24 protein-coding genes are annotated in these 20,024 nt (G+C 59.3%); 10 read left to right on the top strand and 14 right to left on the bottom strand.

The features are described 5' to 3' along the window. Positions 1–1,125, bottom strand: coding sequence for a YkvI family membrane protein (locus AB4Y71_RS02420; RefSeq protein ID WP_013350225.1), 1,125 nt, complete (start codon positions 1,123–1,125; stop codon positions 1–3). Between the two features lie 266 nt (positions 1,126–1,391). Between AB4Y71_RS02420 and AB4Y71_RS02415 the strand changes: the two genes are divergently transcribed. The 3 genes from AB4Y71_RS02415 to AB4Y71_RS02405 all read left to right on the top strand — a co-directional run bounded on the left by AB4Y71_RS02415 (position 1,392) and on the right by AB4Y71_RS02405 (position 2,400). Next, entirely contained in the window at positions 1,392–1,649 is a 258-nt protein-coding gene (locus tag AB4Y71_RS02415; RefSeq protein WP_134779341.1) for a hypothetical protein, read from the top strand. Positions 1,650–1,668: 19 nt separating this feature from the next. Further along, positions 1,669–1,950 carry a hypothetical protein gene (locus tag AB4Y71_RS02410; protein WP_441717700.1) on the top strand — a complete coding sequence of 94 codons (282 nt, stop codon included), beginning with the start codon at positions 1,669–1,671 and terminating at the stop codon, positions 1,948–1,950. Positions 1,951–2,019: 69 nt separating this feature from the next. After that, positions 2,020–2,400: a hypothetical protein gene (locus tag AB4Y71_RS02405; RefSeq protein ID WP_441717698.1), complete on the top strand. Its 381-nt coding sequence runs from the start codon at positions 2,020–2,022 to the stop codon at positions 2,398–2,400. 331 nt (positions 2,401–2,731) lie between these two features. Here the strand turns inward: AB4Y71_RS02405 and AB4Y71_RS02400 are convergent, their stop codons facing one another. From AB4Y71_RS02400 to AB4Y71_RS02380, 5 genes are all read right to left on the bottom strand, one after another. Then, the gene (locus AB4Y71_RS02400) at positions 2,732–3,100 is read right to left on the bottom strand and encodes a carboxymuconolactone decarboxylase family protein (RefSeq protein ID WP_441717745.1); all 369 of its coding nucleotides are present in this window, start codon (positions 3,098–3,100) and stop codon (positions 2,732–2,734) included. 199 nt (positions 3,101–3,299) lie between these two features. Continuing rightward, positions 3,300–4,511 carry a 23S rRNA (adenine(2503)-C(2))-methyltransferase RlmN gene (rlmN, locus tag AB4Y71_RS02395; RefSeq protein WP_223261532.1) on the bottom strand — a complete coding sequence of 404 codons (1,212 nt, stop codon included), beginning with the start codon at positions 4,509–4,511 and terminating at the stop codon, positions 3,300–3,302. A gap of 223 nt (positions 4,512–4,734) precedes the next feature. Then, on the bottom strand, positions 4,735–5,853 hold the full coding sequence (locus AB4Y71_RS02390) for an FAD-dependent oxidoreductase (protein ID WP_441717696.1): 1,119 nt from the start codon (positions 5,851–5,853) through the stop codon (positions 4,735–4,737). Then, positions 5,846–6,559 carry a methyltransferase domain-containing protein gene (locus AB4Y71_RS02385; RefSeq protein WP_441717694.1) on the bottom strand — a complete coding sequence of 238 codons (714 nt, stop codon included), beginning with the start codon at positions 6,557–6,559 and terminating at the stop codon, positions 5,846–5,848. Before AB4Y71_RS02385 ends, AB4Y71_RS02390 begins: the two co-directional genes overlap by 8 nt. Further along, positions 6,559–7,680, bottom strand: a complete 1,122-nt coding sequence (locus AB4Y71_RS02380; protein ID WP_441717693.1) for a type III polyketide synthase — start codon at positions 7,678–7,680, stop codon at positions 6,559–6,561. The genes AB4Y71_RS02385 and AB4Y71_RS02380 overlap by 1 nt, the downstream gene beginning before the upstream one ends. Positions 7,681–7,847: 167 nt before the next feature. Here AB4Y71_RS02380 and AB4Y71_RS02375 point away from each other — a divergent pair, with 167 nt between their 5' ends. After that, the gene (locus AB4Y71_RS02375) at positions 7,848–8,513 is read left to right on the top strand and encodes a GntR family transcriptional regulator (protein WP_013350369.1); all 666 of its coding nucleotides are present in this window, start codon (positions 7,848–7,850) and stop codon (positions 8,511–8,513) included. A gap of 6 nt (positions 8,514–8,519) precedes the next feature. Here the strand turns inward: AB4Y71_RS02375 and AB4Y71_RS02370 are convergent, their stop codons facing one another. The 5 genes from AB4Y71_RS02370 to AB4Y71_RS02350 form a co-directional block, all read right to left on the bottom strand. Next, the gene (locus tag AB4Y71_RS02370; protein ID WP_441717691.1) at positions 8,520–8,897 is read right to left on the bottom strand and encodes a zinc-binding dehydrogenase; all 378 of its coding nucleotides are present in this window, start codon (positions 8,895–8,897) and stop codon (positions 8,520–8,522) included. Between the two features lie 3 nt (positions 8,898–8,900). Then, positions 8,901–9,482, bottom strand: coding sequence for an alcohol dehydrogenase catalytic domain-containing protein (locus AB4Y71_RS02365; protein ID WP_441717689.1), 582 nt, complete (start codon positions 9,480–9,482; stop codon positions 8,901–8,903). An 81-nt stretch (positions 9,483–9,563) separates the two neighbouring features. Then, complete coding sequence (locus tag AB4Y71_RS02360) at positions 9,564–10,226, bottom strand: GOLPH3/VPS74 family protein (RefSeq protein WP_441717687.1); 663 nt, start codon at positions 10,224–10,226, stop codon at positions 9,564–9,566. 84 nt (positions 10,227–10,310) lie between these two features. Further along, complete coding sequence (locus AB4Y71_RS02355) at positions 10,311–11,471, bottom strand: hypothetical protein (protein ID WP_441717685.1); 1,161 nt, start codon at positions 11,469–11,471, stop codon at positions 10,311–10,313. Between the two features lie 61 nt (positions 11,472–11,532). Then, complete coding sequence (locus AB4Y71_RS02350; protein WP_441717683.1) at positions 11,533–12,261, bottom strand: sulfite exporter TauE/SafE family protein; 729 nt, start codon at positions 12,259–12,261, stop codon at positions 11,533–11,535. Positions 12,262–12,359: 98 nt separating this feature from the next. Between AB4Y71_RS02350 and AB4Y71_RS02345 the strand changes: the two genes are divergently transcribed. From AB4Y71_RS02345 to AB4Y71_RS02330, 4 genes are all read left to right on the top strand, one after another. Continuing rightward, positions 12,360–13,535, top strand: coding sequence for an FAD-dependent oxidoreductase (locus AB4Y71_RS02345; protein WP_441717681.1), 1,176 nt, complete (start codon positions 12,360–12,362; stop codon positions 13,533–13,535). A gap of 233 nt (positions 13,536–13,768) precedes the next feature. Beyond that, positions 13,769–14,413, top strand: coding sequence for a SipW-dependent-type signal peptide-containing protein (locus tag AB4Y71_RS02340; RefSeq protein WP_441717680.1), 645 nt, complete (start codon positions 13,769–13,771; stop codon positions 14,411–14,413). Positions 14,414–14,533: 120 nt separating this feature from the next. Beyond that, positions 14,534–15,796 carry a signal peptidase I gene (locus AB4Y71_RS02335; RefSeq protein ID WP_441717678.1) on the top strand — a complete coding sequence of 421 codons (1,263 nt, stop codon included), beginning with the start codon at positions 14,534–14,536 and terminating at the stop codon, positions 15,794–15,796. Continuing rightward, complete coding sequence (locus AB4Y71_RS02330) at positions 15,789–16,334, top strand: hypothetical protein (RefSeq protein WP_441717676.1); 546 nt, start codon at positions 15,789–15,791, stop codon at positions 16,332–16,334. Before AB4Y71_RS02335 ends, AB4Y71_RS02330 begins: the two co-directional genes overlap by 8 nt. A gap of 23 nt (positions 16,335–16,357) precedes the next feature. Here the strand turns inward: AB4Y71_RS02330 and glsA are convergent, their stop codons facing one another. Then, positions 16,358–17,386 (bottom strand): glutaminase A, encoded by a 1,029-nt coding sequence (gene glsA / locus AB4Y71_RS02325; protein WP_013350378.1) that lies wholly within the window; start codon positions 17,384–17,386, stop codon positions 16,358–16,360. 208 nt (positions 17,387–17,594) lie between these two features. Here glsA and AB4Y71_RS02320 point away from each other — a divergent pair, with 208 nt between their 5' ends. Beyond that, positions 17,595–18,017, top strand: coding sequence for an acyl-CoA thioesterase (locus AB4Y71_RS02320; RefSeq protein WP_105552734.1), 423 nt, complete (start codon positions 17,595–17,597; stop codon positions 18,015–18,017). Between the two features lie 198 nt (positions 18,018–18,215). Further along, entirely contained in the window at positions 18,216–18,635 is a 420-nt protein-coding gene (locus AB4Y71_RS02315) for a VOC family protein (RefSeq protein WP_013350380.1), read from the top strand. Positions 18,636–18,642: 7 nt separating this feature from the next. Here AB4Y71_RS02315 and AB4Y71_RS02310 read toward each other — a convergent pair whose 3' ends face one another. Together AB4Y71_RS02310 and AB4Y71_RS02305 are read right to left on the bottom strand one after the other, a co-directional pair. After that, on the bottom strand, positions 18,643–19,482 hold the full coding sequence (locus AB4Y71_RS02310) for an SGNH/GDSL hydrolase family protein (RefSeq protein WP_441717674.1): 840 nt from the start codon (positions 19,480–19,482) through the stop codon (positions 18,643–18,645). A 79-nt stretch (positions 19,483–19,561) separates the two neighbouring features. Continuing rightward, on the bottom strand, positions 19,562–19,753 hold the full coding sequence (locus tag AB4Y71_RS02305; RefSeq protein ID WP_441717672.1) for a hypothetical protein: 192 nt from the start codon (positions 19,751–19,753) through the stop codon (positions 19,562–19,564). Positions 19,754–20,024: the final 271 nt, after the last annotated feature.

Raw genomic sequence — 20,024 nt, 5'->3', positions numbered from 1 at the left:
TTAGACCGGCTGACGGCGCACGACGCGCCTGATAGTTTTGACCATCATCAGCACCAGCAACAAGATGCCTACATAGCCGTTGATGACGTAGACGATATTTACCATCTGTGAGAACGGCAAGACCAGACCAATGATGGTGCCAATGACGGCCAAGGCGATGGTCAGGTATTTGAACCGTGGGGTCTTATCTGCGAAGAAGCGCGAAGACACGGTCCACAGCAGCGGCACCGCGGTGGTGTAAATTCCGGCAAGGACCATTACCGAGATTCCAGCGGCCATAACCGGGCTAATGTCATTGGCCAGCACCAGCATCGGAATTTCGGTGCCACCGACCTTCGTGATGTTGGCAAGCAGCCCTAACCCGACGACGATGCAGGCCAGCGAGAAAAGCACGGAACCAACGATGCCGCCGGCGACTGCTTCCTTGCGGTTGCGTGCAGTCTTGCCCAGCGCGGTGAGGAACGCGGCCAACCACAGCATGCAGAACCCGACGTACGACAGGCCAGCCATGAACCAGTTAGTCGAGGCTTGGGTCAGGTCCAAGGACGGCAGCAGTGCCTGCCCTTCAGCGATTCCCGCCGGGTTGCGCATGATGCCCAACAGCCCCAAGGCAATGGCGACAATCACAATCAGCGGACCAATCTTGCCGATGACATCCACCAGGCTCTTCAGTCCGAACCAGACGCTGATGCCCACGGCCAAGGCCAGACCGATTCCGCCGAAGTACTTCGACAGTCCGTAGTGCTCCTCGAATACGGCCCCAGCTCCAGCAACCATCACGGTGAAGCTCAGGAAGACGAACAACACAGAGAAGTAGTCGAAGAAGGTTCCCACATATTTGCCACAGTAGTAGTGGAAAATCCGTGATGGACGTTCAAATTTCTTTGCCTGCCCGACTATGAAGAACTCAACGGCGACGTAGCTCATGAGCAGCAGGACGAGCAGACCTGTACCGAAGACGCCCCAGTAGCCGTAGGCGGTGAAGTACTGCAGGATTTCCTGTCCGGTGGCGAAGCCTGAACCAATGAGGAAGGCAATAATGGCGCCGGCGTAAGTCAGCACCCGCAGGGAGCCTCCCTTTTCTACCGTGTCCAGATGCGCACGGGTTGTGGAATTACTTGACATGAGGTCTCCTGTTGAATGGGTTCTGCTCCCGCACACGACCAACATTCCGTGTGATATATCAATATGTGATTAAAGATATATTTATGCACGTGATCTGGTCAACAGATTTTTGCAATGAGTCTTTCCGGCGACGTGAAAAAGCCAGATTCAGCATCAGGCGAATTGCACAGGCCTTACCGCAGGGCGCACTTGTCGGCACGGCTGCGGGTAGTGGAGTATTGAAGCGGACGGTATGTCACCAAGCAGGGTAGAGAGTAGGACGACAGATGAGTGAACAGCGCGTTTTCAAGGCAGTAGTCGGCAAGGAAGCCGGTTGGTGGAACATCTGGGTACCTGAACTGGATCATGTGACTTCCACTCGCAAGTCCCGCAAGATCGCCCTCTACACTCGCTCCCTGATCGCAGCGGTGCTGGGAGTCGAAGAGTCCTCGTTCCGGGTGGAGCGTGAATTGGTCTCCGCTGAAGAATTCGAGCGCCGCTATACCGAAGCCGTTCGCGCGGTCAACGCGCAGGAAAAACTGTAGGCAATACGCCAAACGCACATTGCCCACCACGGCCGCCGTCCCCCTTGAGGGAAGCGGCGGCCGTGGCCAATTCGGCTCAATCCGCGGAATCCTCCTACGCCTTCGGCATCATCGGGACATTCCTTACGGCCCTGCCCAGCTCGCCGAATCCCCGGTGATGGTCAGCGAACTCACCGAGCAAACCGACCTGCGTTTCATTGCGCATGTCGGGGACATCAAAGCTGGCTCCGAACAATGCACCGACGAGCGTTTCGTCGTCGTGAAGGATGACTTGGACCGCCTAAGGACACCGCTGGTGTAAACGCCCGGTGACAACGAATGGGTTGACTGCCACCGCGCCAACAATGGCGCCTACAATCCGCTGGAGCGCTTGGATACCCTTCGCGAAATGTTCTTCCCGGTTCAGAACAAGACCTTGGGCGGCAGCATGCGCGTGGAATCGCAGTCCGGCATCGGTCTCCCAGAAAATGTCCGCTTCACAAAGTACCGGATCGCTTTTTCAGTGGTGATTGTGCAGGGGTCCACCAACTCGCTGGCACTATGGTCCGGACTCGGACTCACCGAGCCAACTGATCTGAAACTCCAGGAAACCCAGTTGCGCACCGAAGCCAAACTCGAGTTGCTCTCCGAGACCTTCGCGGATGCTAAACGTTCCCAGGCTCGGGCCGTCGTCGTGATGACCCAGGCGGACATGCCACCCAGGGTTCGAAGATCAGTCACTGGCCAGCCCCGAGACCGTTTCCGGTTTTAAGCCTATGGTCGAAAGCTCTGGCCGAGGAATCGGCCAACTTCACTGGTCCGGTCTACCTAGTCAATGGCGACAGCCACCAGTTCAACGAAGATGCGCCCCTGGCCGCAGAGTCACCATGGCTCGATGTCTACTTCATCGACCCGGTGCCGAATTTGCAACGAATGACTGCGGAGGGTGCCGCGACATCCCGTGAGTGGCTACGCGTGAGCGTCGCACCGAACTCGGCTCAGGGCGTCGATGTCCTTAGCTGGGAGCGGGTTCCTTTCAGCGAATAGATCCGCTGACTCCTTTCAGTGCTTCTGGCTTGCACCGCGTTTCTGGCTCTCCGGATTCAGGACAGTTCGCGTTCCTTGACCGGATGGCGCGAGAGGATGGAAATCCTGTTGAAGGCATTCATGGCAATGGCGATCCATTGGATCGCGGCCACCTGCTCGTCGCTCAAGACCAGCCGGGCCGAAGCCACCGCCGCAATGCGTTCTTCCGGATTCGGCAGGTCGGTAGCCGCTTCGGCAATGGCCAGCGCGGCGCATTCTTCCTCGGTGAACAGCCCGCCGCATTCATCCCACGTACGCAGCAGGGTAATGCGTTGCAGGGTTTCGCCGGCTTCCAGCGCCTTGCGCGCATGAAGGTCCAAGCAATAAGCGCAGCCATTGATCTGCGATACCCGCAGATTTATCAGTTCTGCGGTGCGGTCGCTGATCCCTGCCGCGCGGTAGGACTTGGCGATATCTTTGGAGAATCTGCCAATCGAATTTCATAGCTCTGGATTGGTCTTATCAAGGAAAAGCGGGTCTGAAACGGCCATATGAGAACCATACATCCATGCACAGCGCGGCTGCACCAAACCATCTCGTTAAAAAGCTATGGAGACCAGCCCAAGCTGGTCTCCATAATGAATGCTACTTGTCGCCGTCGGCTGCGAGCTGGCCGCAGGCTCCGTCGATTTCCTTGCCGCGGGTGTCACGCAGTGTGGTTGGCACGCCGAGCTCATCGAGGCGGCGAACGAACTTCGAGGTGATGTCCGGTTCGCTTCGGGTCCAGATGGAGCCCGGTACCGGGTTCAGCGGGATCGGGTTCACGTGCACCCAGCCGCGGCCGCGAGCGTTCAGCTTCTTGGCCAGCATTTCTGCACGCCATTCGTGGTCGTTCATGTCCTTGATCAGCGCGTACTCGATGGAGACACGGCGACCGGTCTTCACGTAGTAGTCGTACGCGGCATCCAGTGCTTCGTCGACCTTCCAGCGCGAGTTGACCGGGATCAGCTCGTCGCGCAGCTCGTCATCCGGGGCATGCAGCGACAGCGCGAAGGTGACCTGGACGTTCTCCTCGGTCAGCTTGCGGATCGCCGGAACCAGTCCCACGGTGGAGACGGTGATGCCGCGGGCAGCCATGCCCAGGCCTTCAGGGGCGTCGGCGACCATGCGGTGCACGGCGTTCATGACTCGTTTGTAGTTAGCCAGTGGCTCGCCCATGCCCATGAACACGATGTTGCCTACGCGCTCATCGGGGTGCTGGCGTCCACCCAGGCCGCCTTCGGCGATGACGCGGTTGGCCTGGACGATCTGGTCCAGGATTTCTGCGGTGGACATGTTGCGGGTCAACCCGGCCTGGCCGGTGGCGCAGAATGGGCAGTTCATGCCGCAACCGCACTGCGAAGAGATGCACAGGGTAATGCGGCCCGGGTAGCGCATGAGCACGGACTCGACCAGCGAGCCGTCGAACAGGCGCCAGAGGAACTTGATGGTCTTGCCATCATCGGTTTCCAGGCGCTTCACTTCGGTGAGCAGCTTGGGGAACATGGCCTCAGCCAATTCGGCACGGCGCTCCTTGGGAAGATCGCTCATCTTCTCAGGGTCGGTGGTGTAGTGCTGGAAGTAGTGCACCGAGAGCTGCTTGGCGCGGAAGGCGGGCAGGCCCAGTTCCTTCAGCTTCGCCTGGCGTTCGGCCAGGGACAGGTCGGCCAGGTGCGTTGGCGGCTGGGAAACGCGGCGCTTGGTGGAGAACTGCAGTTCCGGACGACCATCGGCACCCATCTCCTGCTTCCAGCCTTCTGCGGTTGGAATGACCTGGGCGCGGCCTTCGGCTTCGGCTCGGGAGTTGGAGATGCGCATCTGCTGGGCGCGCTGGGCCGCGGCCTGCTCATTGCGCAGGGCCTTGCGTTCTTCAGCGGAAAGTGGGGTGGAATCGATGGAAGTCATTGCTACCTATTGTTTCATGTATCCACGGGTATTTGGCGGTGAGTTTGGGCACGCGCAAACCATGCCGCACCTCCAGCTTAGCCACGATGCGGCTTGGCCGGTTCCAGGAGCCGGCGCTTCAAGGCTTCTGCCAGCTTCAGCGCCTCCGAAGACCAGTCATCGTGAAGTCCCGCGCCACCCATTGATGCAGCCAGGCACTTGCTGCCAACCGGGAAAACACCGCGTCGCGCGGCGGCACGGCCCAGCCTGGCAGCGCCCTTCCCAGCAGCATGTTCACCTGCGCACGCCGGGCCGCGCTGCGGGCAGCCCGAAGCCGCAAGTCATCGATTGCTTGCAAGGGCCCACCGCCAATGACCAGCTGCGCCACCGCCTGCGCATCCTGAAATCCCAGGCTCAGCCCCTGCCCGCCAATCGGACTGATCTGGTGGGCGGCATCCCCGAGCAGCAGCACGCGCCGGTGGACCATCGAAGGCACCAAGCGGGTGGCGGTGCCGAAGAGGCTGGACATCGTGCAGCTGCTGGCATTCAGCAGATAGCCTGTGCGCTGGCCTACGGTTTCGGCCAGGAGTTCGGGCGAAGCGTCCTTTGGGTTCTTCTCGAAACGCACCACCCAGCGGCGCAGCCTGCCAGGCATCGGGAAGGATTCCACGATCCCGTGCGGATGCAGGAACAAGGCCGCGGTATGCGCCAGCGAGGTGGTATCCGGGAAGTCCCCCATCAGGTAGCAGCCATGATGGTTCTTTCCGGCGAAGTGGACACCGAGATCCGTACGGACCGCGGAGCGGACCCCGTCAGCCCCGGCCAACCAGCGGGCCCGATGCACTGCACCTCCAGCTGCGAATTCCACCGCCTGCTGCGATTGCGAAAGCACCCGCTCAAACGCGCAGCCATGCTCCACCGATCCCGGGGCGAGCTCTTCCAAGCGCTCGCGCAGCAACTGCTCGGTGCACTGCTGCGGCAAGGAGAGCACATGCTGGTAGGCTCCGCCAATCACCGAAAAATCCATGGCAGCGATGCTGCGCCCGCGCGAGATGCCCAGCCCTCCGCGGATCTGCACCCCGGCGCGCTGCGCTTTAGCTCCCACCCCGAGCTGCTCCAGGATCTGTTGTGCCGGAGAATGCAGGCCGATGGCGCGCGAGTGCTCCACCGGTGCGATGCACTGCTCGAAGACCCTCACCGCGCGTCCTTCCTGGACCAGCAGGATGGCCAGGGCCAGGCCTACCGGTCCGGCGCCGATGATCGCGGCCTCATCCACTGCCGGCCGCTTCCCAGAACAAGAGGTTTCGATAGGGGCGCTGTGCGTGCACTTCCCATCCCGGGCGGGCCAGCCGCTCCAGTTCCACCGGAACGTAGCTGCGCCGAATGGAAGTCAGGCCATCACGCCGGATTAGCGAGCTGCCCGCCAGCGGCAAAGTGGCCGCCCCGAACAATCCCAGTGCCATCGGTGAGCGCAGGATATCGCTGTGCAGTCCGATGCCGGTGCACAGCTGCTCTGTATCGACCTGCACTTGCTGCAGCTGTTCCGGGTCCAGATGATGCAGCAGGTGGTTGGAGAGCACCACGTCGAAGTGCGCGCCTTCGGCTACCACCCGGGTGCTGGTCGTTTCGTGGAATTCAAGCACCCCGCCACGTAGCTTACCGCGCGCCAGCCTTTGCCGGGCATAGCTAATGGCCCGCGGGTCCGGGTCAATGCCGCACACCTGCACCTCGAATCCATCGGCAAGCGCCCAGCGGGCCAGATTCACCGCGATGTCTCCCCCGCCGCATCCCACGTCCAGGATGCGTGCCCGGCTTCGGCGCGCCAGCAGCGGACGGATGCGCTGCACATAATTGCCCCGCCATCCAGCGACCGCCCGATTCACTATGGGGAATTGGGCGTAGGTGCGCCGCAGGAGCTCCGGGTCGCAATCCGGGCGGTCCATTTCCTCGATGGCGTCCGCTGCCCGCTCCAGCCGGAACATTATCCTTGCCCGCGCACGGTGAACATCCCGGTTTCCACGGTCAGCCCCGGACCGAATGCCATGGCGCAGACCCTTTCGCCATCGCCCGCGGCGGCGGCTTCCAGGATTTCCTTGAGCACGAAGAGCACCGTGGCGCTGGACATGTTCCCGTAGCGCTCCAGAATGCCTCGGGCTGGCTCCAGCTGCCCGGAATCCAAGCCCAGCCGGTTCTGCACCCGGTCCAAGATGGCCCGGCCTCCGGGATGCACGCCCCAATGCTTGATGCGCTCCACAGTCAGTTCCGGGTCCAGGTCCTTGGCAAACAGCGGCTGCAGAGCCCCGGTGATGTGATCATCGATGATGTGCGGGACATAGGTGCCCAGCACCATCTCGAATCCGTGATCTCCGATATTCCACGCCATGGATTCCTCGCCCACCGGGGTGAGCACGGTTTCGAAACCGTCCATTTCCAGCGCTCCTGCGCCCTGTGCCGAGACGATCACCGCCGCGGCGCCGTCGGCGAAGATGGCCGAGCCCATGATGGTGTCCGGGTCATTGGAGCTGTGCACATGCAAGGTGCACAGCTCGGCGCAGACCACCAGCACGGTGGCTTGCGGATCGGCCAGGCAGAAGTCACGGGCCGCACGCAGCGCTGGGAAGGCCGCATAGCAGCCCATGAACCCCAGGTGGTGGCGCACGGTGCTCGGCGCCAGCCCCAGCGCGCGCACGATCTGGTAGTCCGGGCCCGGGTTGTAGAACCCTGTGCAGGAAACGGTGATGACGTGGGTGATGTCCTCCGGCACCAGGTCCGGGCAAGCTTCCAGGGCTTGTCGGGAGGCGTCGATGAACAGCGTGCTGGCCTGCTGGGCGTAGATGCGGTTGCGTTCGGCGGTAGTCGGCGAAAGCAGCTTGCCTTCCGCCCTGTCGTAGAACAGCGGACTTTGCGGCTCGGGCAGGGAAAGGTCGAACTCATCCACGCAGCTGTATCTGGTGCTGATTGCCGCTGAGTTGAACGAAGTGGCGATCAGCCGCTGGCCCAGCCTGCTGAGATTCCGCTGGCTTGCGAAGACATCGCGGATTTCTTCTTGGGCCAGGACCGTCGTGGGAACTGACGTTTGGATCGTGCGGATCTTCACTGACATGCCCCGAGCCTAGACCCGATGCCAGGGAAGGTAAACAGCTCTGGCGAATTACCAGCAATTGCCCGAGTGTTCTGTTCCGTCGTGCGCGTGGATTATCTATCCCCTGCGAAGAATATGATTATTGTTATTAACATCAGATTTAATCGATCACGCAGGAAGAGGCCAGCTTGGCAAAGGCATCAGTTCATTCGCTTGAGGGTATCCGCCGAACCATCCTTGATGGTTTGTGGTCCCCCGGTGACCGCCTCCAGCCGACCACTTTAGCGGAGCAGTTCGAAACCAGCACGACAGTGATCCGTGAATCCCTGACCCGGCTGGCTGGCGAGAATCTGGTGGTCATCCGTCCGAACCGTGGTTTCTTCGTTCCGGATCTGAACCTGCGCGAGCTGGCTGATATCACCGAACTGCGGTGCTCCACCGAAGCGCTGGCTGCGCGCTTGGCGGTGGAACGAGGAGATGTGGCATGGGAATCGGAGTTGATCGCTGCCCACCATCAGCTTTCGCGCACCCCGCGGCGCTTGCCCGAGGAACCTGGCACCGTCAACCCGGCATGGTCCGAGGCGCACCGCAATTTCCATCATGCTCTGCTGGTGCCCTGCAATTGCCAGCCGATGCTCAAGCTCTCGGCCGACCTCTCGAATTTCACCGAGCTGTACCGGCGCTGGGCCGCTCCTTCACCAGCTGCAGGCAAGCGAAACGTGGAAAAAGAGCACCAGGAAATCCTCAATGCCGCCTTGGATCGTGATTCCGAGAAGCTCGGCGAGCTGCTGGACAAGCACTACCGCGCTACCGTGCAGGTAGTCATGGATGCAGGCCTGACCACCCTGCGCTGAGTCTGGCTAGCTCCGGCAGTCCAAGAGCACCTTGCCAATATGCTGCCCGGAGTCGAAGTACGCGTGGGTGGCAACTACCTCGCTGAGCGCGAACACCCGGTCTGTGGTGGTCTGGATTTTCCCGTCCTCCAGCAGCGGCCAAACGATCCTGGTAGTTTCTTCCATGATCCTTGCTTTTTCTTCCGTGGTGCGGTTCCGCAGCAAGCTGCCGATCAAGGTCAGCTTTTTCTTCATCAGCATGCTGAAGTCCAGGGTGTCGCTGGCACCGCCCTGCTTGCCAATGGTGATCATGCGTCCGCCCGGCTTCAAAGCATTGAGATTCCGCTGCAGGTAAGAACCCGCCACGGTGTCCAAGATGATGTCAGCACCGCCAAGGTCCTGCACCCGCTAGTCAAACTCTTCTTCGCGATAGTTGATCGCGGCATCGGCACCCCACGAACGGACTCGGGCGCATTTCCCTGCCCTGCCCGCTGTGGCAAAGACCGTGCCGCCCAGCGCCTTGACCAGCTGGATCGTGAAAGCCCCAATGCCACCGGTGCCGCCGTGGACCAGCACGGTTTCACCTTCTTGGTAGCGCCCGTTGAGCATCACATTGAGCACCGCGGTGGCCGCTACTTCCGGAATCCCGGCTGCATCCAAAAGATCCAAGCCCGGTGGCACGGGAGCAACCTGCCCAGCAGGCACCGCCACATACTCCGCGTAGCCGCCGGAGTCGGTCAGTGCCACAACTTCATCACCCACCGATATCCCGGACACATCGGAACCCAGTTGCGCTATGGTTCCCGAAACTTCCAGCCCGAGGATGTCGCTGGCGCCTTCGGGAAGATTGGCTCGGCCTCCACGCTGAATGACATCGGTGCGGTTCAGACCCGCCGCAGCCACCCGGATCAGCACCTCGTTCGAACTCGGTTGCGGGATGGCGCGTTCATGAATTGCCAGGCCTTCTGGCCCTCCGGGGGGTTTCGACAATGACAGCGCGCATGATTCAGGCTCCTAGATCAGGTTCAGCTTCATTATGGCCTGAGGCCATGGGTGAAATTCAAGAAACGGCTAGCCTTTACCCGTTGCTGGTGGAATGATGCGCTGGGTCGTGATTGCCTCGTTCATGGTGGCGACGGCCCGTTGCGCAGAGTCGGCCACCGGGGAATCCTGTGCCAGTTCCTTGATCCGTGCTTGGGTTTGGCCCGTACTCATCGGAGCGAGTTCGTCCTTGAGCACTTCCGGGGCGAGCCCAATCGCCTGGATGATTGACAAGACTGTGATGTCACTGGCCCCCGGAGTCTTGTGCCCATGCAAGGCGGCCTGCAAGTCCGCCCTGATTTGCCGCTGGATCTGCTCATTGATGATGCGAACGCTCCTCTTGCCCATCCCGAGCATGGTCCGCTCGCCGTATTCCACGATGCCAGCCTTGGCCAGGGAATCGGTAACCAATCGCGCATCGCACAGGCCAGAAATCCTGACCGCTTCATCCAATGAGAGCTGCTCTTTTTTCTCAAGCTTTGCCAGTGGAGCTGCCAGGACAGGGTCTGGGCATGGCCCGGCACCGATCGATTGGATTTGCCGCTGCTGGTCATCGCTGAGCGCCACGCGGCCGGCGATCATCAAATCGGATATGAGTGCCGCATTCATCCCGTACCCCGTAGCTGATACAACCGACTCCGGCTTTTCGCGGTCGCTGGCCATCAACAGGTAGAGCTTCTCTGTGATCAACATATTTTCAGGCTACCGGCCATCAACAGTTAAATTCTTCAGCCTTCCGGCGGATATTCACTGCTCGGCTCTTGGACACCTGTTTGGCTAGGAACTTTTCGTTTTCTTGGCAACTTCGGATGGAGAATGGGTGGTTCGCGGCGCCAAACGGTCCTGGGTCATTGCGGAGGTGGTTCGGATGAATACGGAGATCCAGCTGAACAAGATGGCAACTACCGATAGCTCAAAGCCGGTGAGGTTGTAATAGGACCATTCAGTCCACAACAGGAAGGCGACCCAGATGGCGCCAACGGCTGTGTAGGACAGCAGGTGGAACACCGCTGGATACCCCGGCAGCAGCACCACGGTGCCAAGCAGCAGGATAATCATCGAGATCGAGGCCAACTGCACGAATGCCGAGTGCCCTTCTATCGAAAGGTTGTAAGGCACCATTCCAATGCCAATGATGGCGACCGCGACCAGCAGCAGGCACCAGCGCACGATTCGCGGACGTGGACGGACCATCCGTGCCAGCTTGTAGCGTTCCAGGCTCGGGCGGCAGCGGTAGGTCTGGGAAAGGCGCACCAAGTCACGGGTCAGAAACTCGGCAAAAGCAGCCAGCACCAGTCCGGAAATCACCAGGGTGAGGTTGAAGGTCCAGAAGGAGCCCATGCCTGCTTGGGTTGTTCCCAGCGAGGAGAACATGCTCTTCCACCAGCCCTGGTCTTCGGCAAGCAGCATGCTGATCAGCACGCCGGCAGCCATGAAAATGCCCAAGACCACGGACAAGGTTTCAGCGTTGATACGCGCGGTGGCTTCCAACGACAGATACGCCGCGATGCCGGTGGCCGCGGCGACCGCCAGCGACCCTGCCAGCACGTCCAAGTGCAGCCCGTAGAAGGCCTGCTGGAACAGGTGGAAGACCACCAGAAGGATCATCACGGTGCTGGCTACATGTACCAGTACCAGGCCCAGCGCCACCACTACCTGACGCCATTTGGGGATTCTTTTCAGCCAGGGCTCGCGGGCACGCAGCATCGTGCGGAAGGCGTAGGCGCTGCTGGTTCCTGCGGAGACGGCACCGGTGACTGCCGAAACGGCACCGACAGATAAACTCCCAAATAATGCCGGACGTGTTCCGGCGAAAACGATGAATCCTACAATCAACCCAAACAGGGAGCAGAACAAACCGGCCCAGAGGGCCCGGCGTTCAATATCGAGCTCGGTGACTCGCTTGCTGAGAATGACATCGGGATATTGGGAATGCACGTAGTACATTCTCTCATTTTCTTTGCTAAAACGTACCCGGCCGCGTTCAGCGCCCTCGGGGCTACAGGGCCATGAATCCGTTGACCATCAGGCTCACCGCACCGCTGAAGGCAATGAGCACGACGAAGGCACGACTGTACTTAGCCGGGATCTTCGGTGCCAAGAAGTTGCCCAGCAGGATGCCAACTACCATGGCAGCGAAGCAACCCGCCCACTGTTGCCACTGCAGTTGAGGCATCCCGCCCTTGGCTACGAGCGAAGTCAACGACAGCACCAGGAAGTACAGCTGCACGGAGATGGCGAATTGGGCTTGCGGCCAACGGCTGGCTATCGCATACCCGGCGATGGCCGGGCCGGAAACTCCGGCGGTAACTGACATGAAGCCGGAAACTGCGCCGGCTCCAACGGCTAGTGATTTGCTTTGAGCCATGGGCAGATTGCGGATCATGAAACTGGAGGCCAGTGCGAGGATCACCATGATCGAGATGATTACGGAGAGCAGCGGCCCATCCAACGCTGCTGCGACCCAGGCTCCAGGAAGTGTCATGAGCATGGCCGGGATCAGCAGGATCAGCACTTTCTTGTACTCAACCTGACGGAAGACTTGGGCAAAGATCAGCAGGCTGCTGCAGGCGCCCAACAGATTCACCAGCATGACGCCTTCGTGCGGGCCGAGCACCATCACCAAGAAAGGAGAGGAAACCAGGGCAAAGCCCATTCCGGAAATCCGCTGGGTTGAAGCTCCGATGAAGACGGCTGCGGCCAATCCGAGCACTGCTGCCAGTTCCACACCGTCTCCATTCACGTATTGGTCTTCTATTACGTTATCTGAGCATCAATGAGACTTCCGGTTCCACGGCAGTGATCTTGGGATCTTAAGCTGAGGGGATGGGCAACGATGTTGAATTTCTGGTGATTGGTGGCGGAGCGATGGGCTCGGCGGCTGCTTGGTCCTTGGCTCAATCAGGCCATGAGGTCTTGCTGCTGGAACGCTTCTCCCCGGGGCATGTTCAGGGCGCTTCCCATGGAGCTACCCGGAATTTCAACCCTGCCTATTCTGAGCCGGAATACGTGCGCCTGCTGAAGCGTTCCAATGCCCTATGGGATGAGATTTCCTCTCTGGCAGGCACTGAACTACTCAAACGCACCGGGCTGGTCAATCACGGAATCGTCACCGAACAGCACGCCATGCACACCGCCTTGTCCCGAGCAGGGTTCGATAGCGAACTGCTGGGCATCTCCGAGGCAGAAGATCGTTTTGCCGGGATGAAGTTCGAAACCGAAGTCCTGCATGTCCCCGCTGGCGGCCAGATCAATGCGGATCTTACCGTCACTGCCTTGCAGCAGCTTGCCAGCAGTTCCGGAGCAGCGATCAAACATGGCCAGCGAGTCACCTCGATTTCTGTTCTGTCCGAGGACTGCGTTGAAGTCAGCTTCCACAACGGCGCTTCGGAACAGCGCATCCGTGCCCGTCATGCCATCTGCACTCTCGGCGCATGGACCCAGAAGCTGCTGGGCGTTGCTGTTCATCTTCCCGCGATCCATGTGACCGAAGAGCATCCGGTGCACTTCGCAGCAACGGATCTACCGGCAGCCTGGCCGGGGTTCAACCACGTCCTCGATCCCTCGCGCGATATCGGGTCGCCGGTGTTCGGTCCGATCTACGGCATGCATACCCCGGGCGAAGGCATCAAGGTCGGCTGGCACGGTTCCGGTTCCGTGATCGATCCCGATCACCGTCCGCACCAAGTGATCGATAAGCAGATCCGCGGTCTTCAGCAATACGCTGAGCGCTGGCTGCCCGGCGCAGACCCCTCTACGTTCGAATCCGTCTCCTGCACCTACGCGAGTACCGAGGATGAGCACTTCATCCTGGACCGCTTCGGACCGCTCACGGTGGGAGCTGGGTTCAGCGGACACGGTTTCAAGTTCGTTCCCGCCATTGGCGAAGACCTGGCAGCCCTGGCATTAGGCCAGCGAAGCACGGAAGCTAAGTTCTCCGCGTCGCGTTCAATCGCCAAGCCGGTATTCCTCGAACGGCGTCAAGCGGTTGGTTTGGGTTAGGTTCGGGTCTTAACTCGCGCATAACCCAGTTGTCTAACTTTGTAGGCCTGTCGGCTAGTTTGGAACTCCAGGAAATATCCTGTGCGCCTACGGACTGTATCCGTCCGGTCAATTTATCCTTCAAGGGGACTATTCTCTACTGGAAATATTGAAGCGTCAACTTCCTTTTGCTAATTTGGGAGACGAGTCCACGTTTTCTTGCGGACTGCTCACACGCTTCAGGAGGTAATTTCATGGCCTTTGCTTCGAACCAGAAGTCCCGTAAGGTCAAAGCTCTGCTCGCAGGCGGACTGGTCCTTGGTGTTGGAGCAGCGGTAACGCTGGCCGCCTGGACCGATCAGGAATGGGCCACTGGCAATTTCACCGCAGGTTCATTCAACGTCCAAGGCAGTACCGATGGCGCAGCATGGGGCGATAACGAAATACCAGGAGAAGCAGCCGCCATCTCTTTCTCTCTTGATCCAGACGGTCCAAATCCCGCTGAAAATTTGAGCCCGGACACCACTGTTGCTGGCGCATTTGCACTGCGCACTGCCGCGGGCACCACCTATGACGCAACAGTCAAATTACTGAGTTCGTCGGCGACTGAAACAACACCGGGTGACTCCGCAAACCTCACCTACGGCATTTTCATCGTCGATAACATGGCAGCCTGCACCGAGGATGCCATCCCAGCTGCTGGCAACGAAGTTATTGCGAACGGCACGGCTTTCGGATCTGTCTCTGGCGCAACCGTGATTAACCTGGCTAAAGGTGCCAGCACTACTGAAGCTGGAGCTCCTGTGACCTTGTGCTTCCAAGTCCACGCCGGAGCAGGTCTTGATGAAGGTCAGGTCAACAATGCGACATGGCAGTTTGAGGCTACCTCCGTCGAATAAGCGCCCACGGGCACACTGAGTGCAGGTGACCCCACTTACGGCCACAGCAGCTCGCGTCAAGGCAACCGCCCGATGCGAGCTGCTTGCACCGTCCGCGAATAGGCATGGATAGAGGAAGAGTTGATCCGGAAACGTACCGAAACAGCAGCCAAGCCCCGCTTGGCAACGCGTTTGGTCGACTTCGGACTGACATTGTTGGCCATTGGAGGATCCATCTGTTTGGTCCTTGTCGTGCTCGGAATCGCCTTAAACATCTCCATCATGATGTTCCGGACCGGCTCGATGAGTCCTACCATCGCTGCCGGCTCTATCGCCTTCGTCAAGGAAATTCCCGCTGGAGAAATAGCGGTGGGAGATATCGTCACCGTCCAGCAGAAGGAAAGCGAACTTCCGGTCACGCACCGCGTGATCGAGATCCAGGAAATCCGAGATGACGGGGTCGCTGTTTTCCGGATGCAAGGCGACGCCAACGATACTGCGGATGTCCAGCCATACAGCGTCCCTACGGTAAAGCGCGTATTCATTTCCATCCCGGGGATCGCTCCAGTAATCCAATGGTTCACCTCGCCGTACTTGCTGGGGGGCCTGACTCTCGGTGCCGCTGGCCTCGTAGTATGGGCGTTCTGGCCGCGCGATGAGGGAGCGGAGGATGCTGAAACTCGCGTTCTCAAGCCCCAACAAGGAGGGGTTCAATCCTTGGCCGTCCCCCTGCTACTGTTTGCTTCGGTAACTGCTTTCATGCCGTCCGAGGTTTCTGGCGAGCAGTCGGTCCGCATTGCGGGTCAGCACCTGCAGATGGAGTCGTTGCCTTCCGCAGAGATGAAGAAGATGAGCCCTGGGAGCTCTGCCAGCTGGGTTGTAGATACCTGGTCAGTAGCTCCGGACGATGGAACGATCGAGTTATCGATTATGTCCGGCCCAGATCAGAGCGATGCAATGCTTCCACTAACTTTGGCTGTCACCAATTGTGCAGTGCAGCCCGAATTGTCCTTGGCCTCCGGGTGCCCTGATGGCTCGCCGTGGGAAACCAAGCACTTTAAAGCCGCAGATTTTAACGCGGGAAAAGAGCGGAAAATCGTTGCTTTCAGCGCTTCGGCGAAACAACGAGTCGTGATCACCGGACATCTGGCGACTAATTCTGCCAAAGCTGTTCAGGATGCTTCGGCTTCCATCTGGCTTAGCGCTTCAGGCGCTGGGGAAACAATTTCCACTAGCCCCGACGACACCCCCAACATTCCGTCCACGCCAAAAGAGGAGAATAAGGCACTTCCTCCTACAGGCGTTGAGAACGTGCTCCTGCTTAGCGTTTTAGGCCTTGTCACCCTTGCTCTGGGAACTCTATTGGCTCGCCGTTCCAAAGTTCCCGGTGATATTGATGCCTAACTCGAAAAAGCGAAACCATCGCAATTCCCGCAAGGCACTTCTGACCGTTCCTGCGCTCGCGATCACCTCGGCCCTGCTTCTTGGCGTCGCAACAGATCGAATCTCTTCAACAGAGGCGGCATGGACTGATCATGAATTCACCCAAACAACGTTGTCCGCTGCCAACCTCGGGACTTTCACCCAAATGACTTGCCAGGACAGCGGACTCCTAGGCGGTCTTTTATCTGACAGGGTAGTCCTGAATTGGGCCCCACCTTCTGGCGCAGAAAGTTTTGCCGAAGGTTCCATCAAGTACGCCGTTTCTTGGGGCAGTACTATTTCAATCGGATTAGACACTGACAGCAGCGACATCGTCGATGGAAATACTTACACTTACAAACCGTCGGGTGTACTTAAAGCCGGAGTGACCACAACAGTAAAAATTACGCCATACCTCGATGGCACTGACTGGGTCAGCGATACCATCGAGGTAGAACTCTTAGAGGTAAGTCTCCTCGGACTTGGTGTTGTCCTAACCTGCGTCACCCATGAAGCATAGGTCGACTCACGAAGACAATGATCTCAGGTCCGCTTTTCTGGGGCCGAAGCAAACAGGTTCAGGCCCATGGCTCGTGAAAGCTGGCCGATAGCTAGCTGCGCACGCACCGAGTTGCCCGCCATATCCAATGGTGGAGAGAATGCGCCAATGGCACCCTTGCCCGGAGCTACCGCGACGATTCCACCGGAGACACCAGACTTGGCTGGAATGCCGATCTCGAAGAGCCACTCCCCCGAACGTTCGTAAAGACCATTGGAAGCAACTGTCGCCAAAGTATCGCGGCAAACATCCGCATCCACTACTCGCTTGCCCGTTACCGGGTTCACCCCGCCATCAGCCAGTGTTGCGCCCATAACCGCCAGATCATGTGCGGTGACGTTCAGCGAGCACTGCTTGGTGTAGACATCCACTGCGTCGTGCGGGTCGTTTTCCAGCCGTCCATAGCTTTTGAGCAACCGGCCTAGCGCCTTGTTGCGCTCATTAGCAAGTGACTCGGAATGGTAGACCTCGTCATCCAGCGTCAGCGGACGTCCGGCAAAAGCCGAAAGGCCTTCACGCACGTTCTCCCATTTCTTGGCAGCGGTTTTCCCGGGCATCATCGCCGTCGTGGCGATGGCACCGGCATTGACCATGGGATTCATTGGATGCCCGTTGTTCAGTTCCACGGCCATCACAGAGTTGAAGGACATGCCGGTGTTGTTCACGCCGATGCGTTCGCGCACTTCTTCGCGTCCATGCTCCTGGACTACCAGCGCGTAGACGAACATTTTGGAGATCGACTGGATGGAGAACTGGTAATCGCAGTCACCGACGGTATGCACCGAACCGCCTACGTGGGACATGGCAATACCGAATAGATCTGGGTCTGCTTGGCCGAGAATCGGAATGTAGTGGGCCAGCAGGCCCTCATCTGCATCCGCGTAGCGCTCATGGGCTTCTTGGAGCAGCGCGTCGATACGGTCGTGTTCCAACGCACCGGTCGAAACATGCTGGACGACGTCGTCGAAGTCGGTGGGAATGGTTTCGTTATTCCCCTCCGAGGGATAGTTCATTTTCACCTTCCTTCTACTGGGAACTGCGTTTTGATACTTGTTTTGACCCTACCAACAGCTTGGGCGAAAGGCATCTACGGAACAGCCCGCTCTATCCATTATCGCTTGCCAGCTGGCCACGGCATACGGATCGGATCACATGTGTTTTCAGCTACATTGTGGAACATCTAACAGCGCAAAGTACCTAGTTTGACTTAACATTTTGCTTATGGCTAAGGGTATTACTTTTCATACGCGCAAGTGGGTTCGCCCAGAAGACTTGAACGCAAACGGCACGCTGTTCGGCGGCAGCCTGTTGCGTTGGATTGACGAAGAAGCTGCGATCTACTCGATCATCCAGCTGGGCAACAAGCACGTTGTCACCAAGTTCATGTCCGAGATCAACTTCATCGCCTCGGCAAAAGAAGGCGACCTTATCGAAATGGGCCTGACCGCCATCGACTTCGGCCGAACCTCGGTCACCCTGCGCGCAGAGGTGCGCAACATCTTCACCCAGGAATCGATCCTGACCATCGAGAAGATCGTCTTCGTGAACATCGGCGAAGATGGCAAGCCCGAGCCGCACGGCTACGACCACATCACCTACACCCGCGATCGCATTCCGCTGGAAATCACCAAGGCACTGATCTAGTTTCAGCGCCAATACCCGAAGCCTCCAAATAATCCAGGCTTTGATCCAGGGCCCCGCTCGGCCGCACTTTGCTGCGCGCCCGGCGGGGCCCTGTTCCAATTGCAGGCAAAACGCGCATAGCTCTTGCGCTGGGTTCGCGCGTCCAGCAAAGTTGATTTTGCACCAAGGAATTCCCACCGATGCAGAAGCGAGAGACCCATGGGCCGAATGATTTTCGTCAACCTCCCAACCGCCGATCTGGCCAGAGCCGACGAGTTCTACAAGTCGCTGGGCTTCACCAAGAACGAGACGTTCTCCGATGAGAACGCCACCTCATGGATCATCGACGAGAACATCCTCGTGATGGTGCTTCAGCAGGAATTCTTTGCAGGTTTCCTGGTCAACGGCGATAAGCCGGGGCTAGGGAGCGGACTGCGCGAAGCCCTCAACGCGCTCTCGGCGGAGACCCGCGAGGACGTCGATGATTTCGTCGCCCGCGCCGAGGCTGGTGGCGGCAGCATCTACCGTCCCGCCGATGAGCCATTCCCCGGCATGTACCAGGCAGCGGTCCAGGACCCCGACGGCCACGTCTGGGAAATCGCGTGGATGAGCCCGGCGGCCATGGAGAACCCGGTCTAGAAAGCCGCTAGCGGATCTCAAAATTCCGCAAGTGCCGCAGCTCTTCTGATTTGCGGCGCTTGCGGAACTGCTTCTTCATCCCCTTGGCTGGGTACATCGGTTCCGGCCAGCGCGGACGCAGCTCGTCGCCCAGCGTAATGCCCCGCATGCGCCTGCCGAACATCGGCAGCACCCATTGCCGCAGCCATTCCAGGTCGCGCTGCGTGGCCTGCCAGAAGCCGACTCGGTCCGCGGCGCCGAAAGGATCGAAAACGAGCTGGTGAGGATACCCGAGAATCTCCAGGATCCTGATCGCCATATAGCGATGGCCCGCACGGTTCATGTGCAGCTTGTCGATATCCCACATGCGCTTGTCCCGGTAGGCATCCCAGTTCCAATAATCGACCAGCACCACGGAATCTGGATAGCTTTCCGCCAACTGGCGCACGCATTCATTGAAGCGCCAGTTGCGCCGCTTGAATGGAGCCAGCACCGGGTGCACGGGAATATCGAACCCGGTGAACAACAAGACTTTGGCACCGGTGGATACCAATGCGTCGACGGCTTGCTCGTATTGGCCAAGGAACTGCTTCATGTCCTTGCGGAACTCCAGGATGTCATTGCCGCCTGCATAGAAGGTAATCACCTCCGGCTTGAGTTCCAAGGCCACGGGGATCTGTTCCTCGATGACAGATTTGAGCCGCCGGCTGCGAATTCCCAGATTCACGTACTGCCACTCCGGATCAGCTTTGGACAGCTGCTTGGCTACGCGGTCCGCCCAGCCGCGCACCCCGTTGGGCAGCCTTGGTTCCCAGTCCCCCACGCCCTCGGTGAAGGAATCCCCGATCGCCATAAACAGCCGTCCCATGCTATCGACGCTAGACGGAGAAAGTGCATAGCGCCCGGACAGCAGTTGAAGTTAGGGTAAATGCTTGCCGCTTGCATCCTTAGAGCACCCTGCTCATGATCAAGCGGGGCAGGCGGCTTGCTTGGGCATCGCTGACTGCGATGACCTCGAATCCAGCCTGCTCGAATGGTTTCCGGGTTCCCGCGAATGCCATGGTCAGATCCATGTGTCGCTCGGCATCAACAGGGTTGGCCTCCGCCGCCGGCGTGCCAAGGCTTCGAGCAGAGTCCACGGCTCCTTGAAGCCTCCTGCGGTTCACTCCCTAGCGCCGGTTTCCGGGACGTGCCACCATGCAAATAATGCACCACGCATCCACCTCGCCCACCGGCCTGGTCGGCGTGGACTTCGCCAGCAATGGGATCTGGGAATGCGGTGAAATAATGCACCACCCAACCGGCACCCCGTCTTGATAAGCGATAATGCCCGGGCGCAGTCGGCTCATGGCTCAATGAGCGCATGGCGGCGAACCGGTCATCGGCGCCGCGCTCCGTGATGTCTTCAGC

The organism is Glutamicibacter sp. MCAF14 (assembly GCF_052114325.1).
Taxonomy (GTDB): Bacteria; Actinomycetota; Actinomycetes; order Actinomycetales; family Micrococcaceae; genus Glutamicibacter; species Glutamicibacter arilaitensis.
This window is presented reverse-complemented; position numbering and strand designations above follow the sequence as displayed.

Excerpts from the sequence above, each read along its gene's own strand:
- AB4Y71_RS02380 (WP_441717693.1), bottom strand. The coding sequence starts at position 7,680 with ATGTCAGTGAAGATCCGCACGATCCAAACGTCAGTTCCCACGACGGTC.
- AB4Y71_RS02385 (WP_441717694.1), bottom strand. The coding sequence starts at position 6,559 with ATGTTCCGGCTGGAGCGGGCAGCGGACGCCATCGAGGAAATGGACCGC.
- AB4Y71_RS02310 (WP_441717674.1), bottom strand. The coding sequence starts at position 19,482 with ATGGGACGGCTGTTTATGGCGATCGGGGATTCCTTCACCGAGGGCGTG.
- AB4Y71_RS02320 (WP_105552734.1), top strand. The coding sequence starts at position 17,595 with ATGGCTAAGGGTATTACTTTTCATACGCGCAAGTGGGTTCGCCCAGAA.
- AB4Y71_RS02330 (WP_441717676.1), top strand. The coding sequence starts at position 15,789 with ATGCCTAACTCGAAAAAGCGAAACCATCGCAATTCCCGCAAGGCACTT.
- AB4Y71_RS02340 (WP_441717680.1), top strand. The coding sequence starts at position 13,769 with ATGGCCTTTGCTTCGAACCAGAAGTCCCGTAAGGTCAAAGCTCTGCTC.
- AB4Y71_RS02360 (WP_441717687.1), bottom strand. The coding sequence starts at position 10,226 with ATGTTGATCACAGAGAAGCTCTACCTGTTGATGGCCAGCGACCGCGAA.
- AB4Y71_RS02345 (WP_441717681.1), top strand. The coding sequence starts at position 12,360 with ATGGGCAACGATGTTGAATTTCTGGTGATTGGTGGCGGAGCGATGGGC.
- rlmN (WP_223261532.1), bottom strand. The coding sequence starts at position 4,511 with ATGCGCATCTCCAACTCCCGAGCCGAAGCCGAAGGCCGCGCCCAGGTC.
- AB4Y71_RS02415 (WP_134779341.1), top strand. The coding sequence starts at position 1,392 with ATGAGTGAACAGCGCGTTTTCAAGGCAGTAGTCGGCAAGGAAGCCGGT.
- AB4Y71_RS02315 (WP_013350380.1), top strand. The coding sequence starts at position 18,216 with ATGGGCCGAATGATTTTCGTCAACCTCCCAACCGCCGATCTGGCCAGA.
- AB4Y71_RS02420 (WP_013350225.1), bottom strand. The coding sequence starts at position 1,125 with ATGTCAAGTAATTCCACAACCCGTGCGCATCTGGACACGGTAGAAAAG.
- glsA (WP_013350378.1), bottom strand. The coding sequence starts at position 17,386 with ATGAACTATCCCTCGGAGGGGAATAACGAAACCATTCCCACCGACTTC.